This is a genomic window from Sphingomonas sp. CFBP 8765 (assembly GCF_014841445.1).
GTDB classification, from domain to species: domain Bacteria; phylum Pseudomonadota; class Alphaproteobacteria; order Sphingomonadales; family Sphingomonadaceae; genus Sphingomonas; species Sphingomonas aerolata.
Genome location: NZ_JACYTY010000013.1, coordinates 25,811 through 47,196, shown reverse-complemented (window position 1 = coordinate 47,196; position 21,386 = coordinate 25,811). Strand labels below are relative to the sequence as shown.

Annotated in this window: 23 protein-coding genes and 1 riboswitch; of the genes, 14 read left to right on the top strand and 9 right to left on the bottom strand. The window is 62.6% G+C overall.

The window, feature by feature from the left end; genetic code table 11:
• Positions 1-884: MobQ family relaxase (gene mobQ, locus IFT87_RS19350; protein ID WP_192191639.1), on the bottom strand; the 884-nt coding region annotated here is incomplete at its 3' end.
• 174 nt (positions 885-1,058) lie between these two features.
• Here mobQ and IFT87_RS19345 point away from each other — a divergent pair.
• The 8 genes from IFT87_RS19345 to IFT87_RS19310 all read left to right on the top strand — a co-directional run bounded on the left by IFT87_RS19345 (position 1,059) and on the right by IFT87_RS19310 (position 8,817).
• The gene (locus IFT87_RS19345; RefSeq protein ID WP_192191638.1) at positions 1,059-1,388 is read left to right on the top strand and encodes a conjugal transfer protein TraD; all 330 of its coding nucleotides are present in this window, start codon (positions 1,059-1,061) and stop codon (positions 1,386-1,388) included.
• 13 nt (positions 1,389-1,401) lie between these two features.
• The gene (locus IFT87_RS19340) at positions 1,402-1,626 is read left to right on the top strand and encodes a conjugal transfer protein TraD (protein WP_031393026.1); all 225 of its coding nucleotides are present in this window, start codon (positions 1,402-1,404) and stop codon (positions 1,624-1,626) included.
• Complete coding sequence (locus tag IFT87_RS19335; RefSeq protein ID WP_031393027.1) at positions 1,623-1,904, top strand: hypothetical protein; 282 nt, start codon at positions 1,623-1,625, stop codon at positions 1,902-1,904. Before IFT87_RS19340 ends, IFT87_RS19335 begins: the two co-directional genes overlap by 4 nt.
• Entirely contained in the window at positions 1,904-3,454 is a 1,551-nt protein-coding gene (locus IFT87_RS19330) for a type IV secretory system conjugative DNA transfer family protein (protein ID WP_082446614.1), read from the top strand. The genes IFT87_RS19335 and IFT87_RS19330 overlap by 1 nt, the downstream gene beginning before the upstream one ends.
• A gap of 702 nt (positions 3,455-4,156) precedes the next feature.
• Positions 4,157-5,032: a replication initiation protein gene (locus tag IFT87_RS19325; RefSeq protein WP_031392895.1), complete on the top strand. Its 876-nt coding sequence runs from the start codon at positions 4,157-4,159 to the stop codon at positions 5,030-5,032.
• Between the two features lie 555 nt (positions 5,033-5,587).
• Positions 5,588-6,673 (top strand): sulfite oxidase, encoded by a 1,086-nt coding sequence (locus IFT87_RS19320; protein ID WP_031392894.1) that lies wholly within the window; start codon positions 5,588-5,590, stop codon positions 6,671-6,673.
• Positions 6,673-7,113: a YidH family protein gene (locus IFT87_RS19315; protein ID WP_051916165.1), complete on the top strand. Its 441-nt coding sequence runs from the start codon at positions 6,673-6,675 to the stop codon at positions 7,111-7,113. The genes IFT87_RS19320 and IFT87_RS19315 overlap by 1 nt, the downstream gene beginning before the upstream one ends.
• Before the next feature lie 239 nt (positions 7,114-7,352).
• Positions 7,353-7,429: riboswitch (Fluoride riboswitch) on the top strand.
• 23 nt (positions 7,430-7,452) lie between these two features.
• Entirely contained in the window at positions 7,453-8,817 is a 1,365-nt protein-coding gene (locus tag IFT87_RS19310; RefSeq protein ID WP_192191637.1) for a chloride channel protein, read from the top strand.
• Positions 8,818-8,826: 9 nt separating this feature from the next.
• Here the strand turns inward: IFT87_RS19310 and IFT87_RS19305 are convergent, their stop codons facing one another.
• The 6 genes from IFT87_RS19305 to IFT87_RS19280 form a co-directional block, all read right to left on the bottom strand.
• Positions 8,827-9,303: a hypothetical protein gene (locus IFT87_RS19305; protein WP_031392891.1), complete on the bottom strand. Its 477-nt coding sequence runs from the start codon at positions 9,301-9,303 to the stop codon at positions 8,827-8,829.
• A gap of 13 nt (positions 9,304-9,316) precedes the next feature.
• Positions 9,317-10,561 carry a molybdopterin-dependent oxidoreductase gene (locus tag IFT87_RS19300; RefSeq protein ID WP_197975372.1) on the bottom strand — a complete coding sequence of 415 codons (1,245 nt, stop codon included), beginning with the start codon at positions 10,559-10,561 and terminating at the stop codon, positions 9,317-9,319.
• A 106-nt stretch (positions 10,562-10,667) separates the two neighbouring features.
• The gene (locus tag IFT87_RS19295; RefSeq protein ID WP_031392889.1) at positions 10,668-11,819 is read right to left on the bottom strand and encodes a TDT family transporter; all 1,152 of its coding nucleotides are present in this window, start codon (positions 11,817-11,819) and stop codon (positions 10,668-10,670) included.
• Entirely contained in the window at positions 11,816-12,688 is an 873-nt protein-coding gene (locus IFT87_RS19290; RefSeq protein ID WP_031392888.1) for a LysR family transcriptional regulator, read from the bottom strand. Before IFT87_RS19290 ends, IFT87_RS19295 begins: the two co-directional genes overlap by 4 nt.
• A gap of 88 nt (positions 12,689-12,776) precedes the next feature.
• The gene (locus IFT87_RS19285; protein ID WP_031392887.1) at positions 12,777-13,760 is read right to left on the bottom strand and encodes a malate dehydrogenase; all 984 of its coding nucleotides are present in this window, start codon (positions 13,758-13,760) and stop codon (positions 12,777-12,779) included.
• 46 nt (positions 13,761-13,806) lie between these two features.
• Entirely contained in the window at positions 13,807-14,976 is a 1,170-nt protein-coding gene (locus tag IFT87_RS19280; RefSeq protein ID WP_051916164.1) for a hypothetical protein, read from the bottom strand.
• Positions 14,977-15,120: 144 nt separating this feature from the next.
• Between IFT87_RS19280 and copM the strand changes: the two genes are divergently transcribed.
• Together copM and IFT87_RS19270 are read left to right on the top strand one after the other, a co-directional pair.
• Positions 15,121-15,618: a CopM family metallochaperone gene (copM, locus tag IFT87_RS19275; RefSeq protein ID WP_235516305.1), complete on the top strand. Its 498-nt coding sequence runs from the start codon at positions 15,121-15,123 to the stop codon at positions 15,616-15,618.
• Positions 15,615-17,033, top strand: coding sequence for a YncE family protein (locus IFT87_RS19270; RefSeq protein WP_051916163.1), 1,419 nt, complete (start codon positions 15,615-15,617; stop codon positions 17,031-17,033). Before copM ends, IFT87_RS19270 begins: the two co-directional genes overlap by 4 nt.
• Positions 17,034-17,316: 283 nt before the next feature.
• Here IFT87_RS19270 and IFT87_RS19265 read toward each other — a convergent pair whose 3' ends face one another.
• Together IFT87_RS19265 and parA are read right to left on the bottom strand one after the other, a co-directional pair.
• Positions 17,317-17,586 (bottom strand): ribbon-helix-helix domain-containing protein, encoded by a 270-nt coding sequence (locus IFT87_RS19265; protein ID WP_031392883.1) that lies wholly within the window; start codon positions 17,584-17,586, stop codon positions 17,317-17,319.
• Position 17,587: 1 nt separating this feature from the next.
• Entirely contained in the window at positions 17,588-18,265 is a 678-nt protein-coding gene (parA, locus tag IFT87_RS19260; RefSeq protein WP_031392882.1) for a ParA family partition ATPase, read from the bottom strand.
• A gap of 201 nt (positions 18,266-18,466) precedes the next feature.
• Between parA and IFT87_RS19255 the strand changes: the two genes are divergently transcribed.
• The 4 genes from IFT87_RS19255 (at position 18,467) to IFT87_RS19240 (ending at position 21,310) form a co-directional block, all read left to right on the top strand.
• Entirely contained in the window at positions 18,467-18,937 is a 471-nt protein-coding gene (locus tag IFT87_RS19255; protein WP_031392881.1) for a hypothetical protein, read from the top strand.
• 146 nt (positions 18,938-19,083) lie between these two features.
• A complete protein-coding gene (locus tag IFT87_RS19250; RefSeq protein ID WP_031392880.1) occupies positions 19,084-19,647 on the top strand; it encodes a recombinase family protein in 564 nt (187 codons plus the stop codon).
• Between the two features lie 608 nt (positions 19,648-20,255).
• Positions 20,256-20,738 carry a helix-turn-helix domain-containing protein gene (locus tag IFT87_RS20605; protein WP_055763354.1) on the top strand — a complete coding sequence of 161 codons (483 nt, stop codon included), beginning with the start codon at positions 20,256-20,258 and terminating at the stop codon, positions 20,736-20,738.
• Positions 20,738-21,310: a PIN domain-containing protein gene (locus IFT87_RS19240; protein WP_055763351.1), complete on the top strand. Its 573-nt coding sequence runs from the start codon at positions 20,738-20,740 to the stop codon at positions 21,308-21,310. Before IFT87_RS20605 ends, IFT87_RS19240 begins: the two co-directional genes overlap by 1 nt.
• Positions 21,311-21,386: the final 76 nt, after the last annotated feature.

Below are 21,386 nucleotides of genomic sequence, written 5' to 3'. Positions count from 1 at the left end.
CCGTCCTTCCCCAATGCGACCAGCTCGGGGCTGGCGCGCACCGCCCCCATCACCTGGTCGAACTGCTCCTTGCCGTCGCTGTGCCGGAAGGCGAACGTCGCCAGGTCGCGAGTGGTGAACGTGGCCTGCTGCCGCGTGATCGCGTCCAGCGCGACATTGGGATCGGCGATGATCTTCTCGCCGTTCTCACGAGCGATGCGCGTGTGATCCTCGATCCGCTCCGCCTCAAGCCCCTGCTCCGGACGACGCGATGCGGCCGGGCCGATCTTGTGCTGCGGTTCCAGCCCGATCCCCTGCGCCTCGTAACTGCGGTGGTCGATGCGACCCTCAAGCCCAAGCTCGGCCATGCGCTCATTAACGTGGGCGCTCCACGCCTCGCGCCAGTCCTTCAAAAGCTCGGTCGAGTTCCAGTCGCGGTTCTTCTTCCCGAACCCCTCCGGCCCCACGTCGCGCATCGCAAGCATGACATGCGCGTGCGGCTTGGGCGTGCCGTCCTTCGCCTTGTCCCAATGCACGTTCAGATCCGCGACCATCCCGCGATCGACAAACTGCTGCTTCACGAAATCGCGCGCTAGCTGGACGCCCTGTTTCTCATTCATCTCGCGCGGAATCGAGAACTCCACCTCGCGGGCAAGCTGCGCGTCCTTGCGTTTCTCGCCTGCCTCCACCTCGTTCCACAAGGTCGTGCGGTCGTTTAAACGCTCCGGTGCGCCCTGTGGCAACATCACTTCGGAGTGGATCACGCCTGCCTTGTTGCTGAAGTCGTGATTCCGGTTCAACCGATCGTCGTGCAGCTCGGATGCGGAGCGATAGGCGGCGCTCGCGACGGCGCTCGATCCGTTCGCGCGGCTCACAACCTTGGCGGAGAAATGGTAGATCGCCATGACGCCCTGCTTATTGCACTTCTGAGCGCACGTCGGCAACGACGTATAAGCGCGCACTCATCCTCCGCTTCGCTCCTCCTGATTGACTTGGTGCTGCGTTCTGCTCGTTCTGGCTTTACCCATATGCTCGGCGCGCTAAGATGTTGATGAGCGATACGCGGAAGGGTAAAGGCGATGCAGAAGGTTCGCGATTACGATGCCGAGCTGAAGGCACTGGGTGACAAGGCCCGCGCGCTCAAGGCAAAGCGGGTCGAACAGCTTGGCCAGCTCGTCGTTGCGACCGGGGCCGATGCGCTTGATCCGGAAACCCTCGCCGGGGTGCTGCTCGATGCGATCGGATCAAAGGATGCGGGCGCGAAGGAGGCATGGCGCGCGAAGGGCGCGGCCTTCTTTCAACGACGTGGGCGCAAAGGTGGCGGCGCTGCTGCAATCGACGGATCGGGCACTGCGACTGAACCAGGCGGCGACGCTGCGGGCGGAAGCGGCGGAACGGCGAACGGATAGCAGGGGCTGGGTCGTGCAACGTCGCGAACGAACACGCCATCTGATTGAACTGGGCGGGCTGGTCCAGAAAGCCGGGCTGGTCGAGCTGACCGACGACGATCGCGCCACGCTCTACGGCGCGCTGCTCGATCTCGCCGGGCGTGGTCGCGGCGACGATGCTGGCGACGTGCTGGCGCTATGGAAGCGGCGCGGCAAGCGGGCGTTCGACGCGGAAGCGGAAGGGAGCGAAGCGCAATGAGCGATTTCGATATCGAGACGATCCGTGCCCAAGTCCGCGCGATGAATTTCGTGCGCGGCACGCCGGCGGAAATCGCGATGTGGCATGAGGACATGGCGGACTCGCGCGCCAACCTGGTCATCGAGGACATGATCCCGACGCCCAACGACGATGCGTTCTTCGCGATGATGCTTGACGAGGGCGTGCCCCCTCCCCTTGTATCGCAAATCCTGCTCCGGCTGCTCGATCATCCCGACTCCGACCGGTCCTTGCCGGTCACGCCGATGGAAGCGCACTGATGCCGAGGCGACGGATCAGCCCGCTGTTCGCGGTCTTCGTCGCCTTCGTGGTGCTGATGGCGAGCAACGCCTGGCTCAAGGGCATCTTCGGCTATGGTGAGATTGCGACCGACATTCCGTTCCTGCTGGCCGGCGCGATCCTGTTCCTGGCTTGGCGCTTCAACCGGCGCGCCGCCAACCAGCGGAGCGATCTGCTCGGCTCCGCTCGTTTCGGCGACCGAACCGACGTGCGAAAGCTGGAGGCGAACGGAGATCTCCTGATTGGCCGCTCGGCGAAGTCAGGCAAGCTGCTGCATTACGACGGCGCGGCGCATCTGCTAACGATGGCACCCACCCGGTCGGGCAAGGGCGTCGGCACGATCATTCCCAACCTGCTGCTGCTCGATCGCTCGGTGATCTGCATCGACCCCAAGGGTGAGAATGCCCGCGTCACCGCCCGTGCGCGTGCCGCCAAGGGCAAGGTCTGGTGCCTCGATCCGTTCGGCGTGTCGGGTCAGCCGCCTGCCCGCTACAATCCGCTCGACCGGCTCGATCCCGCCAGCCTCGATCTCGCGGAAGATGCCAACACCCTCGCCGACGCCCTAGTGCATGACGCGCCGGGGCAATCGGGCGAAGCGCATTGGAACGAGGAAGCCAAGGCGCTGATCGCGGGGCTGATCCTGCATACCGTCGTCCACGAACCCGCCGACGCCCGAGTGCTGGCGACGGTGCGCGACAAGCTGACGCTCGCCCCTGCCGGCTTTGCCGCTTTGCTGGCCAAAATGCAGGACAGCGCCGGCGCCGGTGGCCTGATCGCCCGCGCCGCCAACCGCCAGCTCGGCAAGTCCGATCGCGAAGCCGCTGGCGTGCTGTCCTCGGCACAGCGCCATACCCACTTTCTCGACAGCCCTCGCATCGTCGCCAGCACCGCCGCGTCGGATTTCACCTTCGCGGGGCTGAAGGACACGACCGCCACCGTGTTCCTGTGCCTGCCGCCCGATCGGCTCGACACCTATGCGCGCTGGCTGCGGCTGCTGGTGAGCCAGGCCGTCACCGACATGGCGCGGTCCACCGCCCGTCCTGCCCGGCCCGTGCTGTTCCTGCTGGACGAGTTCGCCGCGCTCGGCCGTCTCGAACCGGTTGAACGCGCGATGGGCCTGATGGCGGGCTATGGCCTCCAGCTCTGGCCGATCCTCCAGGACATGCACCAGCTTAAGGCCACCTATGGCGAGCGCGCCGGCACCTTCATGTCCAACGCCGGCGTGATCCAGACGTTCGGGGTCAACGATCATGCCACCGCCGACATGCTCTCGCGCACGATCGGCGACACCACGATCGAATATGATACCGTCAGCACGTCGCGCGGCACCGGCTGGGGCGAAAACCGCGCTGGTCCCTCGGAGAGTGTCAGCGGGCACGTCTCCGCTCGCCGGCTCGCCACACCGGACGAAATCATGCGAATGCGGCCCGATCAGCTTCTGCTGCTCCGCCAGGGCGAAAACCCGCTCGCGGTCGAGAAAATCCGCTACTACGATCAACGCGAGTTCACTGGCCTGTTCGATCCTGCGTGACGATGTGCGAAAGGTGAGTTTTGGGGTAGCGCCTCACCTTCCGAAGGTGACGGAGCTGGTGATCGGATTGACGATCTACGAAACCGATCGCGAAGGAGCTGATTTAAGCACCAACAGCGAGGTTCGGTGCTGCAAGGGTGCGGATCGTGGCAAAGCCCTCTTCCCTGCCCTCATGGCGCTCTTGGTCGGCTCTGGCGTAGTATCTGGTCGCCAGCTTGCCTTTCTTCTTTTTCCGCTAAGCACGCGGCGTTTGCGCCGCTCTGGTGACAGCGCAGCTGGCACCAGACGAATAGTGCATCGGCCATTAGGCCGATTCCATTTGCCTATTCTGACGGTGGTTATCCACAGGCTCGCCACCCCAAAGCTCACCTTTCGCCGTTCAGATTCTCTAATTCTTCTGATTCAAGATTCAGAGCCCTGAAAGGTCCGTATTTCTGCCGAAAAATGCCTCCAATAGTGAGCGTTGGGGTCGATTCGCGTGAGTTTCGGGGTAGCATGCGGTGAGCTTTGGGGTCGGTAAAAGTGAGTGTTCGGGCAGGGTCCAGTGAGTGTTGGGGTACCCCAATGGTTGGGTTAAAAGGATCGGTGAGTTTTGGGGTATCCGCCTCTCTGCTCCACGGGGGAGCTGAAACATTTGCCTAGCTCACTTTTCGTGATTAGGGTGAGTTGGTAAGTTCCTCTAGCTCACCGTTGGTCAAGCCTATGTCGCAACCTGCCGTGGTCGATATGACATTCCGCACGCTGGCCCAGAAGGGACGTGGAAATCCTTTTGATCCCGCCAACTACGGTGAAATCGTCAAGCCCGGCGAGTTGGTCGATATTGTAGAGCTAAGCCCCCTCACCCTCGCGGATCGCCGTATCTACAACCTGCTGATCGCCAATGCCTGGGAACGCATTGGCGAGCCGATCATCCATCGCATTGCGAAATCCGGACTGAAAGGGACGCACCAAGGCAACGAGCGCATAGAGAGTTCACTGCTGCGCCTCATGGGCACCATCGCGATCGTCACGATCCGCAAGGATGGCAAGAGCTACAAGCGCCGTGTCCAGCTGCTCGGCCCAAGTGATGAAAGCCTCGAAAAAGACGGCTTCCTTCACTATCGTATCCCAGAAGAGCTAATCGAGATACTGCGGAACAGTCAGGTTTATGCCCGTCTCAAGACGCAGGTAATGTATTGCTTCGAGTCAAAATACGCACTTTGTCTCTATGAAATGATCGAGCGGCGCATTGGTCTCGAATACAAACAGAAAGAGGAGTTTACGATCGAAGAGCTGCGCGGCCTGCTTAACGTGCCTGAAGGTAAACTCGAACGCTTCGCTGATATGAACAAATATTGTCTGAAGGTGGCTGTCGAGGAAATTAACAAGCTTTGCCCCTTCTATGTCGATTTTACGCCGATCAAGAACGGGCGCAAGGTCGAACGGGTGGCACTCCACTGGTTCCCAAAAACGTCCAGCGGCAAGCGCGACGCACAGAACCTGATCGACCAGCACAGCATTGTACGACGGGCAAAGCTGCGCGGCGGAATTCCCGAACTGCCCGTGCTGGTAGATTTCAGCGCGTCGGCCCAAAGGTGAGCCGCTACCCCAAAACTCACCGATAGGCTTTGCTACCAACCTCTACATGCCAGACACGTGTTCACGTTCCATCGTGTTCTCGTGTTCTCGTGCTATCATGTTCACATGCCAACAAGTGGGCTGGCGGATTCCGGGGTGCCCGTTACAGATGCCGGGCATTCACCCAGCCCTTGCATGTTCCACTCGGGACGGATCATTCGGATCGCCCCCTCTTCGGGGTCGGTACATAGAACGGACCCAGATATACGTTAAGCGCCCTCATCCGGGTTCAGGCGGCGCAAATCACCCGTTTGTCGCGCATCTGCGATGGCGACAGGGTTTTCCGTCATCCCTAGTACCTAGCGACGACTTTTGGGACAAAGCCGTCGTAGCAAGTCCAGTCACATCGCGACGATCTACGGGAAAGGCTGTCTGGCGCTCGGCGCCTTTCGCGCGACGGCATGGTGATCGCTCCACCGCCGTCTAGAAAGGGATAGGCTATCGAAAGAGTCTGGGTGACATCGCCCAGCAAAACGATCGATTTCGCTACTGATTTCATCATGGTAGGCCGCTTGCATGACCGCATCCGATCGCGCCGAACAGAATCTGATCCTCCGCTGTCCGGAGCCGCTCAATGCGGAAACGCCCCCGGATAAACTGATCACGTCCTTCCTGACGCCGCAGGCGAACTTCTACATCCGCAGTCACGGACCAACGCCGGAGCTGGCCGACGATCATCGTATAGCGCTGGACGGCTTAGTCGACCGCCCGCGCTCCTACACGGTTGCCGAACTTCAAACGGCATTTGCGACCCGGACAGTGACCGCGACCATGCAGTGCGCCGGCAATCGTCGGGCACATCTTCAAGACGTGGAAAAGACTTCGGGCGATCCCTGGGACGTGGGCGCGATTGGCAATGCGGCGTGGACCGGCGTCGCACTGTGCGACGTGCTCGCCGCAGCCGGCATCCAGGACGGCGCGTCGTTCGTCGGCACTACGGGGGCCGACAACGTGGATGTCGATGGTGAGACGGCACCGTTCGGTGCCTCGATCTCGATCGCCAAGGCGCTAGAGCCCGACGTGCTGATCGTCTGGGCCATGAATGGCGAGGCGCTGGCCCCCGAACATGGCGCACCGCTGCGGCTCGTCGTGCCGGGTTATGCGGGCGTTCGTAGCGCCAAGTGGCTGACGCGCATCGAGGTGCGCGATCGCCCGTCCGATGCGCCGATCCAGGCTAAGGACTACAAGCTCTTTCCGGCGTCGGTAGCGAAGGAGGACGCAGACTGGGATCGGGGTCTGACTATCGAGGAGATGCCGCTCAATGCTGCGATCTGCGCGCCGGTGGACGGCGCGCATGTCAGCGCCGGCGCGTGCGAAATCGCGGGTTATGCGGTCGCCTTCGGCCGAGCGGTCACCCGCGTCGAGGTCTCCGTCAATGGCGGCACCGACTGGCTGCAGGCGGAACTGACTGCAAAACCCGATGCGCCTTGGAGCTGGACGCAGTGGCACGTCACGGTCGATCTGTCTCCCGGACTCCACGTCCTGATCGTGCGCGCCGTTGACGGTGCCGGGCAGATGCAGCCCGAACGGCCCGAGCCGATCTGGAACTTCGCCGGCTATCTCTCGACTGCCTGGCATCGCATCGCCGTTACCGCTGGCTGATGGACGCGCCGCACGACGCCGATCGGGCCCATGCGAAGCTGGCGGAGAGCGCGAGCAAGCTGAAGGACAGCGCAGTCCAGCAGGTGGACAGCGCCGACCGTCGCACAGAGCTTGCCGCGGACCGCACAATCCTCGCCGGCGAACGCACCTATGCTGCCTGGGTGCGTACCGGACTGGCGGCGCTCGCTTCCGGTATCGGCGCGCGCGCGCTGCTCAAGGACGTCGTGTTCCCGTGGCTGGCGACGGCGACCGGGACCATGCTGATCTTGTTCAGCGCCTTTTGCTTCGCCGCTGCGGTGTGGCGAGAGATGGGCGCAGGCGCCCCGCCGCCACGACCGGACATCAAGCGCCTGCCAGCGACGTTGCTCCTAGTGATGAACGGGTTTCTTATGCTCGTGTCACTGGCCGCGCTCGTCGGCATCTGGACGGCACGCTCGTAGCAGCCATCCCTAGGTTTGCTGCGAACCGATCAGACCCCGCAGCGCATCCGCGGCTTTCGTGCGGTATCGCCCCCTTGTGACGAAGCCCGAAAACGACGTGGGCCAAAGCCGATCGGTCCCGCATGCAGCGTACCCGGGGTCGGTACATATAACGGGCTCAGATAGACGCTGCCGACTGGCCGGTCCGAGCATTTGCCCGACCAACATGCCCATTGACGGTTGGGGCAAACGTCTAATAGATCGACTTTGGCAATGGATTTCTGCCGGGCAATTTGGCCGAACCGCTCTGATAAGAGCTGATGATTCCTACTTGGCGCCTTCAGGCAGCAAGGAGGAATTGTGCGCGCTACCTTTCGCAATCTCGTCGGCACGCTGAATGTCGCGGCATTCATGCGCGATCGTCACGACCATGCGATCTCTGTCCTGCGCTGGGCGCTGATCTTGCTGCCCATGGCGGCACTCGTCGGGACGCTATGTGCGGCGTTCCTGCTGAGTCTCGATACCGTTACGCGACTGCGGTTTGCATCGCCTTGGCTGCTCTATCTGCTACCGGTGGGCGGGTTCGTTGTCGGATTCCTCTACCATGTCACCGGGCGCACAGTGGAAGGCGGCAACAATCTGATCGTCGAGCAGATCCACGAGCCTGGCGGCGGGGTGCCTCTGCGGATGGCGCCGCTCATCTTCTTCGGCACAGTGGTGACGCATCTTTTCGGTGGCTCGGCCGGACGTGAGGGCACCGCCGTCCAATTGGGTGGAAGCCTTGCCAGCGGTTTCGGCCGCGCGCTCCGCCTCGATGCGGGCGGCACGCGCATCCTGTTGATGACGGGTATCGCAGCCGGGTTCGGCGCGGTCTTCGGCACGCCGATCGCAGGCGCGGTCTTCGCGCTCGAAGTGCTGGCGATCGGCCGCGTTGAATATTCCGCGCTAGTGCCTTGCCTCGTTGCAGCGCTAGTCGGCGATTGGACGTGCCTCGCCTGGGGTATCCATCACGGTGTCTACCCGATCGGTGCGTTGATACCGGTCGATGCGCTGCTCGTGACGAAGGCGGGTATTGCGGGGATCATATTCGGATTGGTCGGTTTGGCCTTCGCCGAAGCCAACCACGTGGTCGGGGGATGTCTGAAGCGGATCGTCCCCTATGGTCCGCTACGTCCAGTGATCGGCGGGGTCGTCGTTATCGCGCTCGTCTTCCTGTTCGGCACGCGCGACTATCTAGGCCTGGGTGTCCTGGCAGCGAGGCCCGAGAGCCTTACCATCGCCAGCTTCTTCGGACCAGACACGCATCCGTGGAGTTGGGCGATCAAGCTGCTGTTTACTGTCGTCACGCTCGGTGCGGGTTTCAAAGGCGGTGAAGTCACGCCGTTGTTCTTCATCGGCGCGGCGCTCGGTAACGCGCTGGCGCCTTTCTTGGACGTACCGACGGGCCTGTTCGCCGCGGTCGGCTTTGTTGCGGTCTTTGCCGGGGCTGCCAATACCCCGCTCGCCTGCACCTTCATGGGGATTGAACTGTTTGGCGCCAGCTATGCGGTGCCGATCGCCGTCGCCTGTTTCGTGGCCTATCTCTGCTCGGGCCACAATGGCATCTACCTGTCGCAGCGCGTTGCGATACCCAAGGTGCCCGCGAACGGCCTCGCGCCCAATGCAACACTGCGCGAGACACGTACACGCCGCACAGCACTTCGCGCGCAGAACCGCGTGTCGTGAGTGATGTGCTTAGCCTGATCCCCCCGATACGTCGGGCGCAGCCTTCGGATCGGGGTCTTGCGCCTTGCCCTTCGCGGCGCCCGGCTGCTTTGCGCTCATGGCGGTCAGATAAGCGACGATCGCCGGCACGTCAGCCTGTGCAACAGGAGCCTTGTAGACCTCGCGCATCTTGGTGACCTCCGCGGTCCACTGATCGGAGGAGAGTGGCGGCTGGTTCAGCGCCATGCTCGCCGAATGACACGAGGTGCAGTTGGCGTTGATGACGTCGGCATGCGGGCCGGCGGGATATTGCCCTTCGTCGGTCGGGAGATCGACCGAGGTGGACGCCAGCGAGAAGCCGCGCGCCGAAACGCTTGGCGGCGGTGGTGCGGTCGGGGCGGCAGGCGGCGGGGCGATGCGGCTGTTCGGGGCACCGATCGCGAGTAGAAGAACGACGGTCGCGCCGACGAACCCGAACGACAGCGTGCCGATGGAAGGCGTTTTCATGGGGGAGCGCTCCTCAGCCGACGACGATGTTGGTGGTTTCGATGTTGCCGCGCATGAACCCGCCCGGGTTCCAGATCGGCGTCATCGGCTGCGCGATGCCGGCGGTGTTCCAGCAGCGCGACATCAGTCTGGTCGGGCCCGCATGGCTGAGCGGCACCTGCGCATCCCAGCGGCGGAAACTGTATTTGCCGTGATCGGGGCCAAGCGTCGTCTTGTACCAGCTCTTGCCGTTGTCGGTCGACACATCGACCTTGGCGACGCCGCAATCGCCGCCCATCGCGATGCCGCCCAGCGGGATTGACCGGTCAAACGCGATCGCCTGCCCTTCGTCGAGGCTCGTGACCCAACTGCGCGGGATCATCTTGTTGATCGGGACGGCCGGGAAATCCTTCTGGCCAGGCCGCACGTTCGCGCCTGGAGTGTCAGGGATCTTGTACGCCTTGGCCATCCAGTAACCGTCGTCGGGCGCGGCAAGCACCTCGATGTCGTTCAGCATCTTGACCCAATAGGTCGAATACCAGCCGGGTACGATCAGCCGGACCGGGAAGCCGTTGAGGAGCGGCATCTGTTCACCGTTCATCCCGAAGGCGAGCATCACTTCGCCGTCGCGTGCGTGGTCGATCGACAGCGACTTCGCAAAATCCGGTCCACCCGCGACCACCGGCTGGTCGAGCGCACCGAACCGCACCGCGACCGCGCCCGGCTTCACGCCGGCGATATCGAGCACGTCGCGCAGGCGCACGCCGAGCCATTTGGCGTTGCCCATCGCCCCGTGACGCCACTGCGCACCGGCAACAGGGGGCTGGAACAGCGCACGCGAATTGCCCGAGCATTGGTTGATCGCCGCCAGCTCGACGCGTGGCAACTTCAGCAGTTGCGCGAGCGAGATCGACAGCGGCCGCGTGACCGCGCCGTGCACCTTGATCCGGAACGCCTCGACATCGATCGCGGTCGGAATGTCGGCCCAGTGCCAGCGGACGAAGAACTGGTCGTTCGGTGTGAAGACGTCGCCATTGAACACGCTCATCGGCGTTTCCAGCAGCGGCGGGTGGATCCGCTGGAGGATCATGCTGCCCTTGCCGGGGAACGCACTGGTTATCGGCCGTTCCGATGGGCCACCCGGAAGATGCAGGTCGACCATGCTCTGCGCCAGCGCGGGTGCGGCGATCAGCGCGCCGCTGCCGATCGCAGCCTCTGCGAGAAAGCGACGGCGGTTCGTCGCCTGCGCCAGTTTCATATCCAGGCTGTCCACCAGCATTCTCCCTTCGATGTCATGCTCTTATGCGCGATCCGTCCGACGGTCTGCCCGGTACGGGTCGATCGGATGGGCCGGTTCGATCCGGCAGGACGATCAGTTCGGCCCATCAATTGGCTTGGGCGATGCAGGGCGACACGAACAGGTTTCCGCGCCAGCCGCCTGCGACCGTCTTGGCGCCGACCAGCAGCCACATCGCTGCGAGCGCGATGGTGAGGATGGTGCCGACGATCCCGAAAAAGCCGAGCTGGAGCGTCGTGCCGAGCTTGAAGGTGGCGACAGTGTAGACGCCGAGCGGGAAGGTGTAGCCCCACCAGCCAAGGTTGAACGGGATACCCGCGCGCCAGTAGCGGATCGTGATCAGCGTCGCGAGCGCCAGCCACCACAGGCCGAAGCCCCAGAGCAACAGCCCGGCGATCGTGCCGATCCCCTGCGCTACCGCGCCGATCTGGCCGAGGCCGTTGGCGGCGAGGATCGCGGGCGCGTCGCTACCGAGCACCAGCATCCCGAGCGCACCGGTGCCGATCGGACCGAGCGCGAGCCAGCTCGAGGCGGCCATGCTCTCGTGCGGCAGCTTGTGGAGAGCCATCCGCAGGATCAGGATCGCGAGAATGCCGAACGCGACCGGCACCGAATAGGCCCACAGGACATAGGAGGTCGCCAGCACCACGAACTGATGATGGGCGTCGGCCAGATGCGGTGCGAGCAGGCCTCCGCTCGCGCCTGCGACCTCGGCCGCGACCACTGGCAGGAGCCACACCGCGGTCATGCCGTCGAGCGAATGTTCGTGCCGGGTAAACATGAGGTAGGGGATCGCTACACCGCAGGCGAGCGACATCGCGACGTCGATCCACCACAATGTCTCGGCGATCGGGATCACGCCGGCGCCGAACCGCGGCAGGCCGAACGCCAGGAACCCGTTGATGATCGTCGCGAGGCCCATCGGGATCGTACCGATGAACATCGATACGGTGTTGTGCCCGAAGATCCGCCGCGCCTCGTGCCCGAACATCGTCCAGCGCGCGGTGTAGAGCCCGGCGAACAGCGTGAAGAGCGCGATGTTGAAATACCACAATGCCTCGCCGACCGGGTGCAGCGACGTGCCGACGCCCGGCACCTGCGGTAAGGCCAGCGCCAGGATACCGGTGCCCATGGTCGCGGCGAACCAGTTGGGCGTGAACTGCCGGATCATCTCGCGCGGTGAGTCGAGCCGGCTGAGCGGCTTCAGGCCATCAAGAACGGGTTTCAGATCGGCGGTCACTTGCCAGTCTCCTTGATGAGATCGGTCAGCGCATCGGCCGCCCGGGTACGATAGCGCTCTTTGTGCCGCAGCGCGTAGAACGGACGCCGCGGCAGACCGAGCGGCAGATCGTGCAACGTTCCGGCCGCGATTGCAGGTGCGACGACATGCTGCGACAGGACCGCGACGCCTGCGCCAGCCTCGACCGCGCTACGTACCGCCTCGTTCGACGGCAGGGTCAGCGCGGTGGTGAGGTCCGACGGATCGACGCCGCGCTGGCGCAACACCTCCTCGAACGACGAGCGCGTGCCCGATCCCTGTTCGCGGACGATCCAGCGCGCGGCGCGGATCCAGTCCTCGTCGATCGTGTCGGCTGCGCGATCGCTTACCAGCACCATGCGGTCGTTCGCGACCGTCCAATGCGCGAGCGCGGGCTCGTCGATCACACCCTCGACGAAGCCGAGCTCGACCGCACCGTCGAGCACGCGCGCCGCGGCCCCCTCGGTGTTGTCGATCGCCAGTTCGATTGAGATCGCGGGGTAGCGCGCATGGAACGCCGCCAGCTGGCGGGGCAGCCAATAGCCTGCGATCGTCTGGCTTGCGACCAGCCGCAGTGTGCCGCGCTCCAGTCCTGCATATTCGGCCAGTGCAAGTTCCGCGCTGGCGGCACGGCCAAGCACTGCGCGCGCGTCGACCAGAAACATGCGGCCCGCTTCGGACAGTTCGATCCCGCGGCCGACCCGGTGGAACAGCGGCACGCCGTGCCGAGCTTCTAGCGCGGCGATGGCAGCGCTTGCGGCTGACTGCGTCACATTGAGCGCTTCGGCAGCGCGCGTCATGTGCTCGCGCTCTGCGACACCGACGAAAATCCTGAGTTGTTCGAGGGTCATGCCCGATCTCCTTGCCCCAATGATAGGGAAAGGAGATCAATCGCACCAACCAAAGATTACAGTCATTCCAATCAGATATACCGATCGTTCATTTCAGAATGTCGATAACCGCCTCACGTTCATCGACCAGTTCGGCAATCGTGCGATCGAGCATCGATCGCTGGAACGGATCGAGGGTCAGGCCTTCGATACGCGCATACCCACCGCTCATGCAGTGCACCGGCACGCCGCACACCAGTCCTTGCGGGATACCGTAGGAGCCATCTGACACCACGCCCATCGACACCCAATTATCGCCTGCGCCGTGCACCCAGTCGCGCAGATGGTCGATCGCTGCATTTGCGGCCGACGCGGCCGAGGACGCACCCCGTGCTTCGATGATCGCGGTTCCGCGCTGCGCAACGGTGGGGATCAGGGTTTCGCGGTACCAGGCCTCGTTTCCGATACGGTCGGCAAGCTTTTGGCCATCGAGTTCGGCATTCCCCCAGTCGGCAAACATCGTCGGCGAATGGTTTCCCCAGACGACGAGCTTTGTAATCGCATCGACACCTACACCCGCCTTGGCCGCAAGCTGTCCCTGCGCGCGGTTGTGATCGAGGCGGATCATCGACGTGATGTTTTCGGCAGGAAAACCCGGTGCGCTTTGCGCAAGAATCCAGGCATTTGTGTTGGCGGGATTGCCGACGACCAGGATCTTGGCGTCACGTTTGGCCACTGCGTCCAATGCTGCGCCCTGCGTCTTGAAGATCGCTGCGTTGGCAGCGAGCAAATCACGGCGCTCCATGCCCTTTGAGCGGGGACGAGACCCAACCAGCATGGCCGCATCGATGTCCTTGAAAGCCACCATCGGATCATCAGTAATGATCACACCTGCCAGTAGCGGGAACGCGCAATCCTCCAGTTCCATGACCACGCCGCGTACGGCGTCCATAGCCTGCGGCACGTCGAGCAGTTGAAGGATAACGGGCTGGTCCGGTCCGAACACGTCACCCTGCGCAACCCGGAAGAGCAGCGAATAGCAAATTTGTCCTGCGGCACCGCTGATCGCGATCCTGACGGGGGGCTTGGTCATTTTAGAAAGGGCTTTCCTTGGGAAATTACAGACGGTGTAAGACCGATCAACGCGCCGCCACGGCAAGCGCCGCATCGCGCCCGGATGGCACCAGATTGGCGAGACCTTTTCCTGATCGCACGGCACCAGGAACGTAGATCAGGCTTTGCGCATCCGTACTGATAGGGATTGTCGACACGGTGGTGTACGTCAGCGTGTCGATCCCAGCGACCTTGTTGGTTCCGGCCAGGCTGGCATAGATTCTCGTACCATCGCCCGACGGCCAAACCGCACTTGGAGCCGCTTGTAGCGGGACGGTTGCCACAGCCTCCAGGCTGTCGGTTCTATAGACCTTGATTGCAGGTTGATCGCCGCCAATGCTGACATAGGCAAAGGAATCGTCCGCGCGCTGGGCGAAGTTGACCGCGCCCGTTGCTGGACCAGTGTTTATCACTTCGCGTACCGCAAACGGCGGTTTGGCAGCAAAAACCGTGGTCGTGCCGCTCTCGCGGCGTGTTGCCCAAATCTGTTTGCCATCTGGCGAGACCGCGATTGCTCCCTCACCTGCACCGTTGCTGGCAACGTGTCCGACGACGCGCCGATGCTCGACGTCGACAACCAGGATGGACGGCCTTTCAGTAAGCGATACAAAGGCATAGCGTCCGTTTGGCGACAGGATGGTCGCGCCCGCTCCGCCACTTGCTGGTACGCGGGTGATCTCCCGCGCGGTCTTAGGATCCACGACTGCGATGGCATGTTCATCGCCGAGCGAAACCCAGAGTTCGTGCCCATTGGGCGTAAACGCGACGGCGGTAGGCGACGTCTGGAACACGGTCCGGCCTCGTTCCGTGTTCGTGGCCAGATCTACGAGCGTCACACTGTGCTGCGCTAATGCCGATACCGCCAGGGTCCGCCCGTCACGCGTTGCAGCCAGGTGCTGGACTTTGGGGCTGGAAAAGCTGGGCTCAGCTATCGCGCTTTTGGTGAGGTCGATGCGTCCCAGTTCGTTGCCCGCTGCAGGATCGATGACAACGATCTTTGTCGATGTCGGGTCAGACACATAGATCCGGTCATGATGACTAAGGTCGATATCAGCCTTCGACCACGGTGCCTGAACCGCCTTGATATCGCAGGGAAAGTCGTCCGCCGCAGGTGCAGCCCAATAGGCCTGAGCGATCGCCGGGACTGGGGCTACGGAGGCCAACATCGCGGCAACCAGAACGATCGCAGCTTTCATCGTTTGATCCTTATCGCGGATCCGGCGGGTGATCGTGCCAGTCCGATGCCGCTAGATCGACCGATATCTCCCCTGCGTCCAACGCATGGTAGCGATGGTTTCAATACGAAAACGCGATCATAGATTGTCTACCGTTCTTTTTAGATGATCAGAACAACCATGCTTATGCGTTGGATCGATGGCTGCGCCGCGATCATTTACGCTGTCACGCTCGGCATTCATCGCTCGCGTGTCATAAATGGGAATACTAAAGGCATGACGATGAAATCTCGCACGGCCTTGCTAACGGCGATAGCCGTGTCCGTATCGACGGGTGCGTTAGCGCAAACGGACGGTTTCGCGTCCGCAATGGATGCGGCGATGGCGCGGATGCACGGCGCGATGATGACCGGTTATTCAAGCGATCCCGATCGCGACTTCGCAAGAATGATGATCCCGCATCATCAGGGTGCGATCGACATGGCCGAAGTCGAACTGCGGTTCGGCAAGGATGAACGCCTGCGCCGGCTCGCCCAGGGAATCATCGTCGAACAGCGTCAGGAAATCGCGGTGATGCAGGGCATCCTATCCGAAGGCGGCGCGTTGCTGCCTCACACCGAACCGACCGCGACCGGTCACCCCCATCACGGAGACCGTCCATGAAGCGTTTCACCCTAACCGCCTGCGCCGCCTTGTGTTTCTCGGGCCCTGCGTTTGCCCAGCAAGTGCCGAACGCGACCCCCGACGTCCCCGTCAGCGCGCAGGACCGGTTCTACACCTCGGACCAGTTCTCCAACACCGTGTCGGTGATCGATCCGTCGACCAACACGCTGCTCGGCGTGATAAAACTCGGCGACCAGACCCCCGCGAACCTCAGCCCGCTCTACAAGGGACAGCTGCTCGTCCACGGCATGGGCTTCTCGCCTGATCGCAAGACGCTGGCGGCGATCTCGATCGGCTCGAACTCGGTGACGTTCATCGACACTGCGACCAATGCCGTGAAGCATACGACCTATGTGGGCCGATCGCCGCACGAAGCGTTCTTCCGCCCCGACGGTCGCGAAGTCTGGGTCGCGGTGCGCGGCGAGGATTATATCCAGGTGCTCGACGGCAAGACCTTCGCGCCGACTACGCGCATCCCCGTTCCTAATGGCCCCGGCATGACGATCTTCTCGCCGAACGGGAAATACGGTTACGTCTGTTCGAGCTTTTCTCCCGAGACCGTTGTGATCGACACCGCCTCGAAGAAGATCGTCGGTCGCGTCAAGCAGGCGAGCCCGTTCTGCCCCGACATCGCCGCGACGCCCGACGGCAAGCAGGTCTGGTTGACGCTGAAAGACGTCGGCAAAGTCATGGTGTTCGACGCCAAGCCACCCTTCGCAGTGCTCAAGACGTTCGACACAGGCGCGATCACCAACCACGTCAACATCGCCCGCACCAAGGCTGGCCAGTTCGCCTATGTGACGGTCGGCACCGAGAACGTCGTCAAGGTGTTCCGCACCACCGACTTCGCGCAGGTCGCGAACATCCCGGTCGGCGCGCTCCCGCACGGCCTTTGGCCGTCGGGCGACGGTACGCGGATGTATGTCGGGCTGGAGAACGCCGACGCAGTCGCGGCGATCGATACCGCCAGCAACACCGTTATCGCGACGATTCCGATCGGTCAGGGGCCCCAAGGCGTGGCCTACGTTCCCGGCGCGGTGCCGGTAGGCGATGGCCGTGCAAACCTGATGCCGCTCGCCCAGGCCGGCATGAAGATCCAGCTGACTCTTTCCGGGACTGGGCGCAGCCAGGTCACGCTGTTCGATCAGGGCCAAGTCCAGATTTTGCAGGCGGCGGTTGCGGGCCTCAGTCCAAAGATGCCCTATGTCCTTGGGCTATCCTCCCGCGCTGATGGCAGCGGCGTGATCCAGCCTCTGGCGAAGTTCATGACCAATCCGGCGGGCGGCGCGATAGTCAACACGCTCGGACCGCTCCGCCAGATCGTCAGCGACGCAAAAGGCGACATGCGCCGTTACCTCGTCATTGCTCCGGGCGACCCGATGATGCCGGGCGCCGTCGTTCAGGTGCAAAAATGAGGATTCCGGTGAAACCTGCGATCTCTTGTCCGTATCCGGTATCTTGGTCATGACGCTGGTATAGGCTGCCGCAGCGTTTTGAGACTGTCGGAAAACACATGCTTTCGGACAGGGTGCGCTCCGGCCTTGGGTCGTGGCGCCAACAGGATGGCAGAGTGTGCGACAAACCCTGTCGCTTTGGTCAGCTGTACGGAAACCCGAATCTGGGGGTTTGCTGACACCCGATCGCGTTAGCGTACATCTGGGTCCGTTCTATGTGCAGACCCCTCTTCAAAGCTGCGCGTCACCGCTCCCCGAACGGGTGCTTGCCGTACTGGCGCATGAGAAGGTCGATTGCCTCGCCCATCAAGGCCTGAAGGGTAGTTCCGTTCTCGGCCGCCAGCACATTTAAGCCTCGGCTAACTTCCGGACTAAAGTATGCGCTGACAGCCTTCTTGCCCTGCCGCGCCGCCGATCGCACCGACGCCGAGCCCTCAATGGCTGGGGTCGAGACGCTCGGCTCCACCTTCGCGCGTTCTGCACGCTGCTGCCTCATGGCGCCAAATTTGCTCATGTCAGCCTCGCTTCTTTCTGCCCTGCTTACTTGTGGGCAAGTTCACACGTTCGCTTGTCCACGTCCATAGCGCGGCGATCTCCTCCGCCGCCTTACCGTCAGGCTCCGCCTCTATCGCGGTTTTCCCTTGCGCCGTGCTGTGGTGATAGATCGCGCGCATCGTGAGCATGACGGGCGCGACCGGCACACCCATACCCTCAACGCCTTCGCTGCCCTCAATCAGCTCCCGCGCGTCTCTGTAAGTAGTTGGCGCGCGCTGAGGACCGCCCATGAAGAGCACGAAGGCCGGCTTGCCTGCTGCCTTCACCAGCTCGGCCGTCGTTTCAACGGCTGACAAGTCGAACGCTTGGGGACGACAAGGAATAAGGATCAGGTCCGCAGCCTTGCACGCCTCGCGCGCCATGATGTCCGCGTGTGGGGGCGTATCGATAATGACTAGGTCCGCGCCTAGATCGGCTGCTTGCTGCACCTTGCGCGGAAGGAGGGTGGGGGAGGCACAATCTACGACCTCAGGGTCCGCGCCGCCTCGCCAGTGGTTCCATTGGCTAGCGGTCGCTTGCGGGTCCGCGTCGAGGATCAGCGCGGAGAGGCCCGCACTGGTGGCGGCACCGGCAAGGTGGATGGCAAGCGTGGTCTTACCCGCTCCGCCCTTCTGGCTGATGATAGATATGGTCTTCATGTAGCCCCTGCACGTGTTCGCGTGTGAACATGATGGATAGCACACAAGTGAGCAAGATAACAATCTCACTTGTGAACTGATAGCCTTCGTGGCCTGTAGCAGCGTGGTTGGGTGGTCGTAAGCTGCACCCGAGGTTCGCGGCATAAGGGAGCATACGTGACAGGAATATCAGGGGGGTCAGGATCAGGCGGCTGGACGTGGGTGCAGGGCTTCGGAACGGCCTTTGCGGGCGTGCTTGCCTACCTTGGCGCGCGTTTTGGCGCGCAGGCCGGGAAGGAGAACGCAGACAAGGCCATCTTCGTCCAGATCGTCACCAGCGAGCGCGCGGTATGGCGAGAAGCAATGCGAGGGCTGGTTGTAGAGTTAACGGCCGAGGTGCGGCGTGGTGCAGTTAGCCCTGCCAAGCCGGTGAATTGGCGAAAGGTACATGCCGCGCGCGCTGGTATCGTACTCCGCCTAAACCCGGCCTGCCGCGACGTAGGGACTGAGGACAAACATGCCCTGGATCGCGCGCTCTTCCGCGCAGTCGAGGAGCTAGTGAGTGCGCGGCATACTCCAAAGCCCGATTGGCTCAAAAAGGCGGATACGGTCGAGAAAGCAGCCCAACGGCTCATCAAGAAGGAATGGGACAAGTCGAAGAAGGAGGCTCGCACAGGCAGGCTTGAAGAATGAGGCTGTGAGGGCCGCAGGATAGCAACTGTCGACTGTCTCAAATGTTCTAAGTTTCGCAACAGAGCCCTTAGAGCTCGTGTTCTCTCATGTGCTGATGTCGCAAAAGTCGGTTGCAAAATACTTTTATTACGATACAATTTTGCAACATGCTGATTGGCTATGCTCGTGTGTCCACCGATGACCAAGATCTCCGGCTGCAACGCGCCGCGTTGAAGGAGGCCGGATGCAAGCGGACGTTCGAGGAGAAGATCTCGGGCGCGAAGCGTGACCGGCCCGAGCTGGCCAAGATGATCGAGCAGCTGCGCGACGACGACACGGTGGTAGTGACGCGGCTCGACCGACTGGCGCGCTCGACGCGCGACCTGCTGGACATCGCCGAGAAGCTGAAGGAGGCTGGTTCCGGCCTGCGCTCGCTGGCCGAGCCCTGGGCCGACACGACCTCGCCAGCTGGTCGCATGGTGCTGACCGTGTTCGCCGGCATCGCTGAGTTCGAGCGTGAGCTGATCCACCAGCGCACCAGCAGCGGACGAGTGGCGGCTAAGGCGAGGGGAGTCCGCTTTGGCCGTCCGCCAAAGCTCACCCCCGATCAGATCACGCTCGGCGAACGATTGATAAGCGAAGGCACATCGGTGCGCGAAGCCGCCAAGCTGCTCAAATGCCACCATGCCACACTCTACCGGGCGCTGACCGCAGCGACGGTGGCTTTATAATGCGGTGGACTGCGCAGCCTGACACTTCGGCAGGGAAGGCCTGATGCCTATCCGGCCCGAGCACGTGTTCTTGTACCCGATCGACTGGGTGCAGCTATCACACCAGGTACGCTTCGTGCGGGCGGGGGGACACTGCGAGCATTGTGGACGTCCCCACAGGCAGAAGGTCTTCCACCTAGGCGACGGACGGTGGTGGGATCGGAACCGGCAATGCTGGCGCAATGGCCGGGGCCGGCGCGTGCGACGGCCTACGGAAAACATTCTGGTACAAGGCCGGTGGACACCGGTGGTCCTGGCCTGTGCGCACCTTAACCATGATCCGAGCGACAGTGCGCTTCACCAGCTCGCAGCGCTCTGCCAACGCTGCCACATGCTCCACGATGGCCCGGAGCATCGACGCCGGCGCTGGATGAACGCGCACTATCGGCGTGCGCTGGGTGATCTGTTCTACGGTCCATACCCCAAGCTGGGAGGCGACTGGATTACGCCCACCCCGCTCAGCATGCTCGACGATCACCGCAGTGGAACGTCTTCCCGTTGACACTCGTTTCACTTATTGCGTTTACAACTCGCAGTCACTAGATGGCTTCCGCCCTGGGAGATGAAACATGGCCGCCGTGGCCTTCAATATCGACGAGGCCTACGAGCCTACTGCACACGAGATCGAGGCGGCCGGTAACGCCGCGCGTGCACTGTCGAGGGTAGATTCCAGCCGCCCTATTCACCTGACTGTAGAAGGGGCAGGTGAGGACGTTATCAGCCTGCCGTCTGGTGTGTTCAACAGCATCGTCAAGATGCTAGTTGAGATCGGCAACGGTCATGCCGTCACTGTCGTGCCGGTACAGGCAGAGCTTACAACTAGCCAAGCAGCCGACCTGCTCAACATGTCGCGTCCACACCTCATTAAGCTCTTAGAACGCGGTGATCTGCCGTTCCGGATGGTCGGCACGCATCGTAAGCTGCTCGGACGCGACGTGCTGACCTACCGCAGCCGCATGGATGCGGCCCGGCATGAGGCCCTGCAGGAAATGGCGGATCTGGATCAGGAAGCTGGCCTCTTCGACGATCACACGCCTCTCGATCGTCCCTGATGCTGGTCGGCCGCTACACCGTCCTGCTCGATGCCAACGTCATGCACCCCTCCATCGTGCGGGGTGCGCTTTTGTGGTTCGCCGCCAGCCGGCTGTTCCGGCCGCTCTGGAGCGAGGCCATCCTGGCCGAGTGGGAGGAAAGCTTAAGGCGACGGTTTGCCGATCTGGCAGCTGACCATTTCCAACGCCAGCGGACCTACATGGACAGCTTCGGAGAGGCGCTGGTGGAAGGCTACGAACCGCTGATGCCTGCCCTGACACTGCCTGATCCCAAGGACGTCCATGTTCTTGCCGCAGCGATTCACGGCAGAGCCGACGCGATTGTCACGTACAACCTCAAGGATTTTCCGGTCGAAGCAGCCGCCCGCCACGGTATCGAGGTGAAGCATCCCGACGACTTCATCGTTAATGTCATCGACCTCGATACGGCCAAGGCGCTGACCGCAATCGGAAACCAACGCCGTCAGTTTCACAATCCCGCTGTCACCGCCGAAGATTACCTCGACCGCTTTCGGAAAAGCGATTTGGTCCAAGCAAGCCACCGACTGCAACCCCTTGTCGAGCTATTCTGAATGAGGGTTCTGACACCAGTAAGCGCTTGAAAGGCGGCGACCTATCTCAAGCGTCAGAACCGTTCGGTTTTGACAC

Bases quoted from the DNA above. Each gene is read 5' to 3' on its own strand.
- IFT87_RS19345 (WP_192191638.1), top strand. From the start codon at position 1,059: ATGCAGAAGGTTCGCGATTACGATGCCGAGCTGAAGGCACTGGGTGAC.
- IFT87_RS19335 (WP_031393027.1), top strand. From the start codon at position 1,623: ATGAGCGATTTCGATATCGAGACGATCCGTGCCCAAGTCCGCGCGATG.
- IFT87_RS19330 (WP_082446614.1), top strand. From the start codon at position 1,904: ATGCCGAGGCGACGGATCAGCCCGCTGTTCGCGGTCTTCGTCGCCTTC.
- IFT87_RS19325 (WP_031392895.1), top strand. From the start codon at position 4,157: ATGTCGCAACCTGCCGTGGTCGATATGACATTCCGCACGCTGGCCCAG.
- IFT87_RS19320 (WP_031392894.1), top strand. From the start codon at position 5,588: ATGACCGCATCCGATCGCGCCGAACAGAATCTGATCCTCCGCTGTCCG.
- IFT87_RS19315 (WP_051916165.1), top strand. From the start codon at position 6,673: ATGGACGCGCCGCACGACGCCGATCGGGCCCATGCGAAGCTGGCGGAG.
- IFT87_RS19305 (WP_031392891.1), bottom strand. From the start codon at position 9,303: ATGAAAACGCCTTCCATCGGCACGCTGTCGTTCGGGTTCGTCGGCGCG.
- IFT87_RS19300 (WP_197975372.1), bottom strand. From the start codon at position 10,561: ATGCTGGTGGACAGCCTGGATATGAAACTGGCGCAGGCGACGAACCGC.
- IFT87_RS19290 (WP_031392888.1), bottom strand. From the start codon at position 12,688: ATGACCCTCGAACAACTCAGGATTTTCGTCGGTGTCGCAGAGCGCGAG.
- IFT87_RS19285 (WP_031392887.1), bottom strand. From the start codon at position 13,760: ATGACCAAGCCCCCCGTCAGGATCGCGATCAGCGGTGCCGCAGGACAA.
- IFT87_RS19280 (WP_051916164.1), bottom strand. From the start codon at position 14,976: ATGAAAGCTGCGATCGTTCTGGTTGCCGCGATGTTGGCCTCCGTAGCC.
- copM (WP_235516305.1), top strand. From the start codon at position 15,121: ATGATCAGAACAACCATGCTTATGCGTTGGATCGATGGCTGCGCCGCG.
- IFT87_RS19270 (WP_051916163.1), top strand. From the start codon at position 15,615: ATGAAGCGTTTCACCCTAACCGCCTGCGCCGCCTTGTGTTTCTCGGGC.
- IFT87_RS19265 (WP_031392883.1), bottom strand. From the start codon at position 17,586: ATGAGCAAATTTGGCGCCATGAGGCAGCAGCGTGCAGAACGCGCGAAG.
- parA (WP_031392882.1), bottom strand. From the start codon at position 18,265: ATGAAGACCATATCTATCATCAGCCAGAAGGGCGGAGCGGGTAAGACC.
- IFT87_RS19250 (WP_031392880.1), top strand. From the start codon at position 19,084: ATGCTGATTGGCTATGCTCGTGTGTCCACCGATGACCAAGATCTCCGG.
- IFT87_RS20605 (WP_055763354.1), top strand. From the start codon at position 20,256: ATGGCCGCCGTGGCCTTCAATATCGACGAGGCCTACGAGCCTACTGCA.
- IFT87_RS19240 (WP_055763351.1), top strand. From the start codon at position 20,738: ATGCTGGTCGGCCGCTACACCGTCCTGCTCGATGCCAACGTCATGCAC.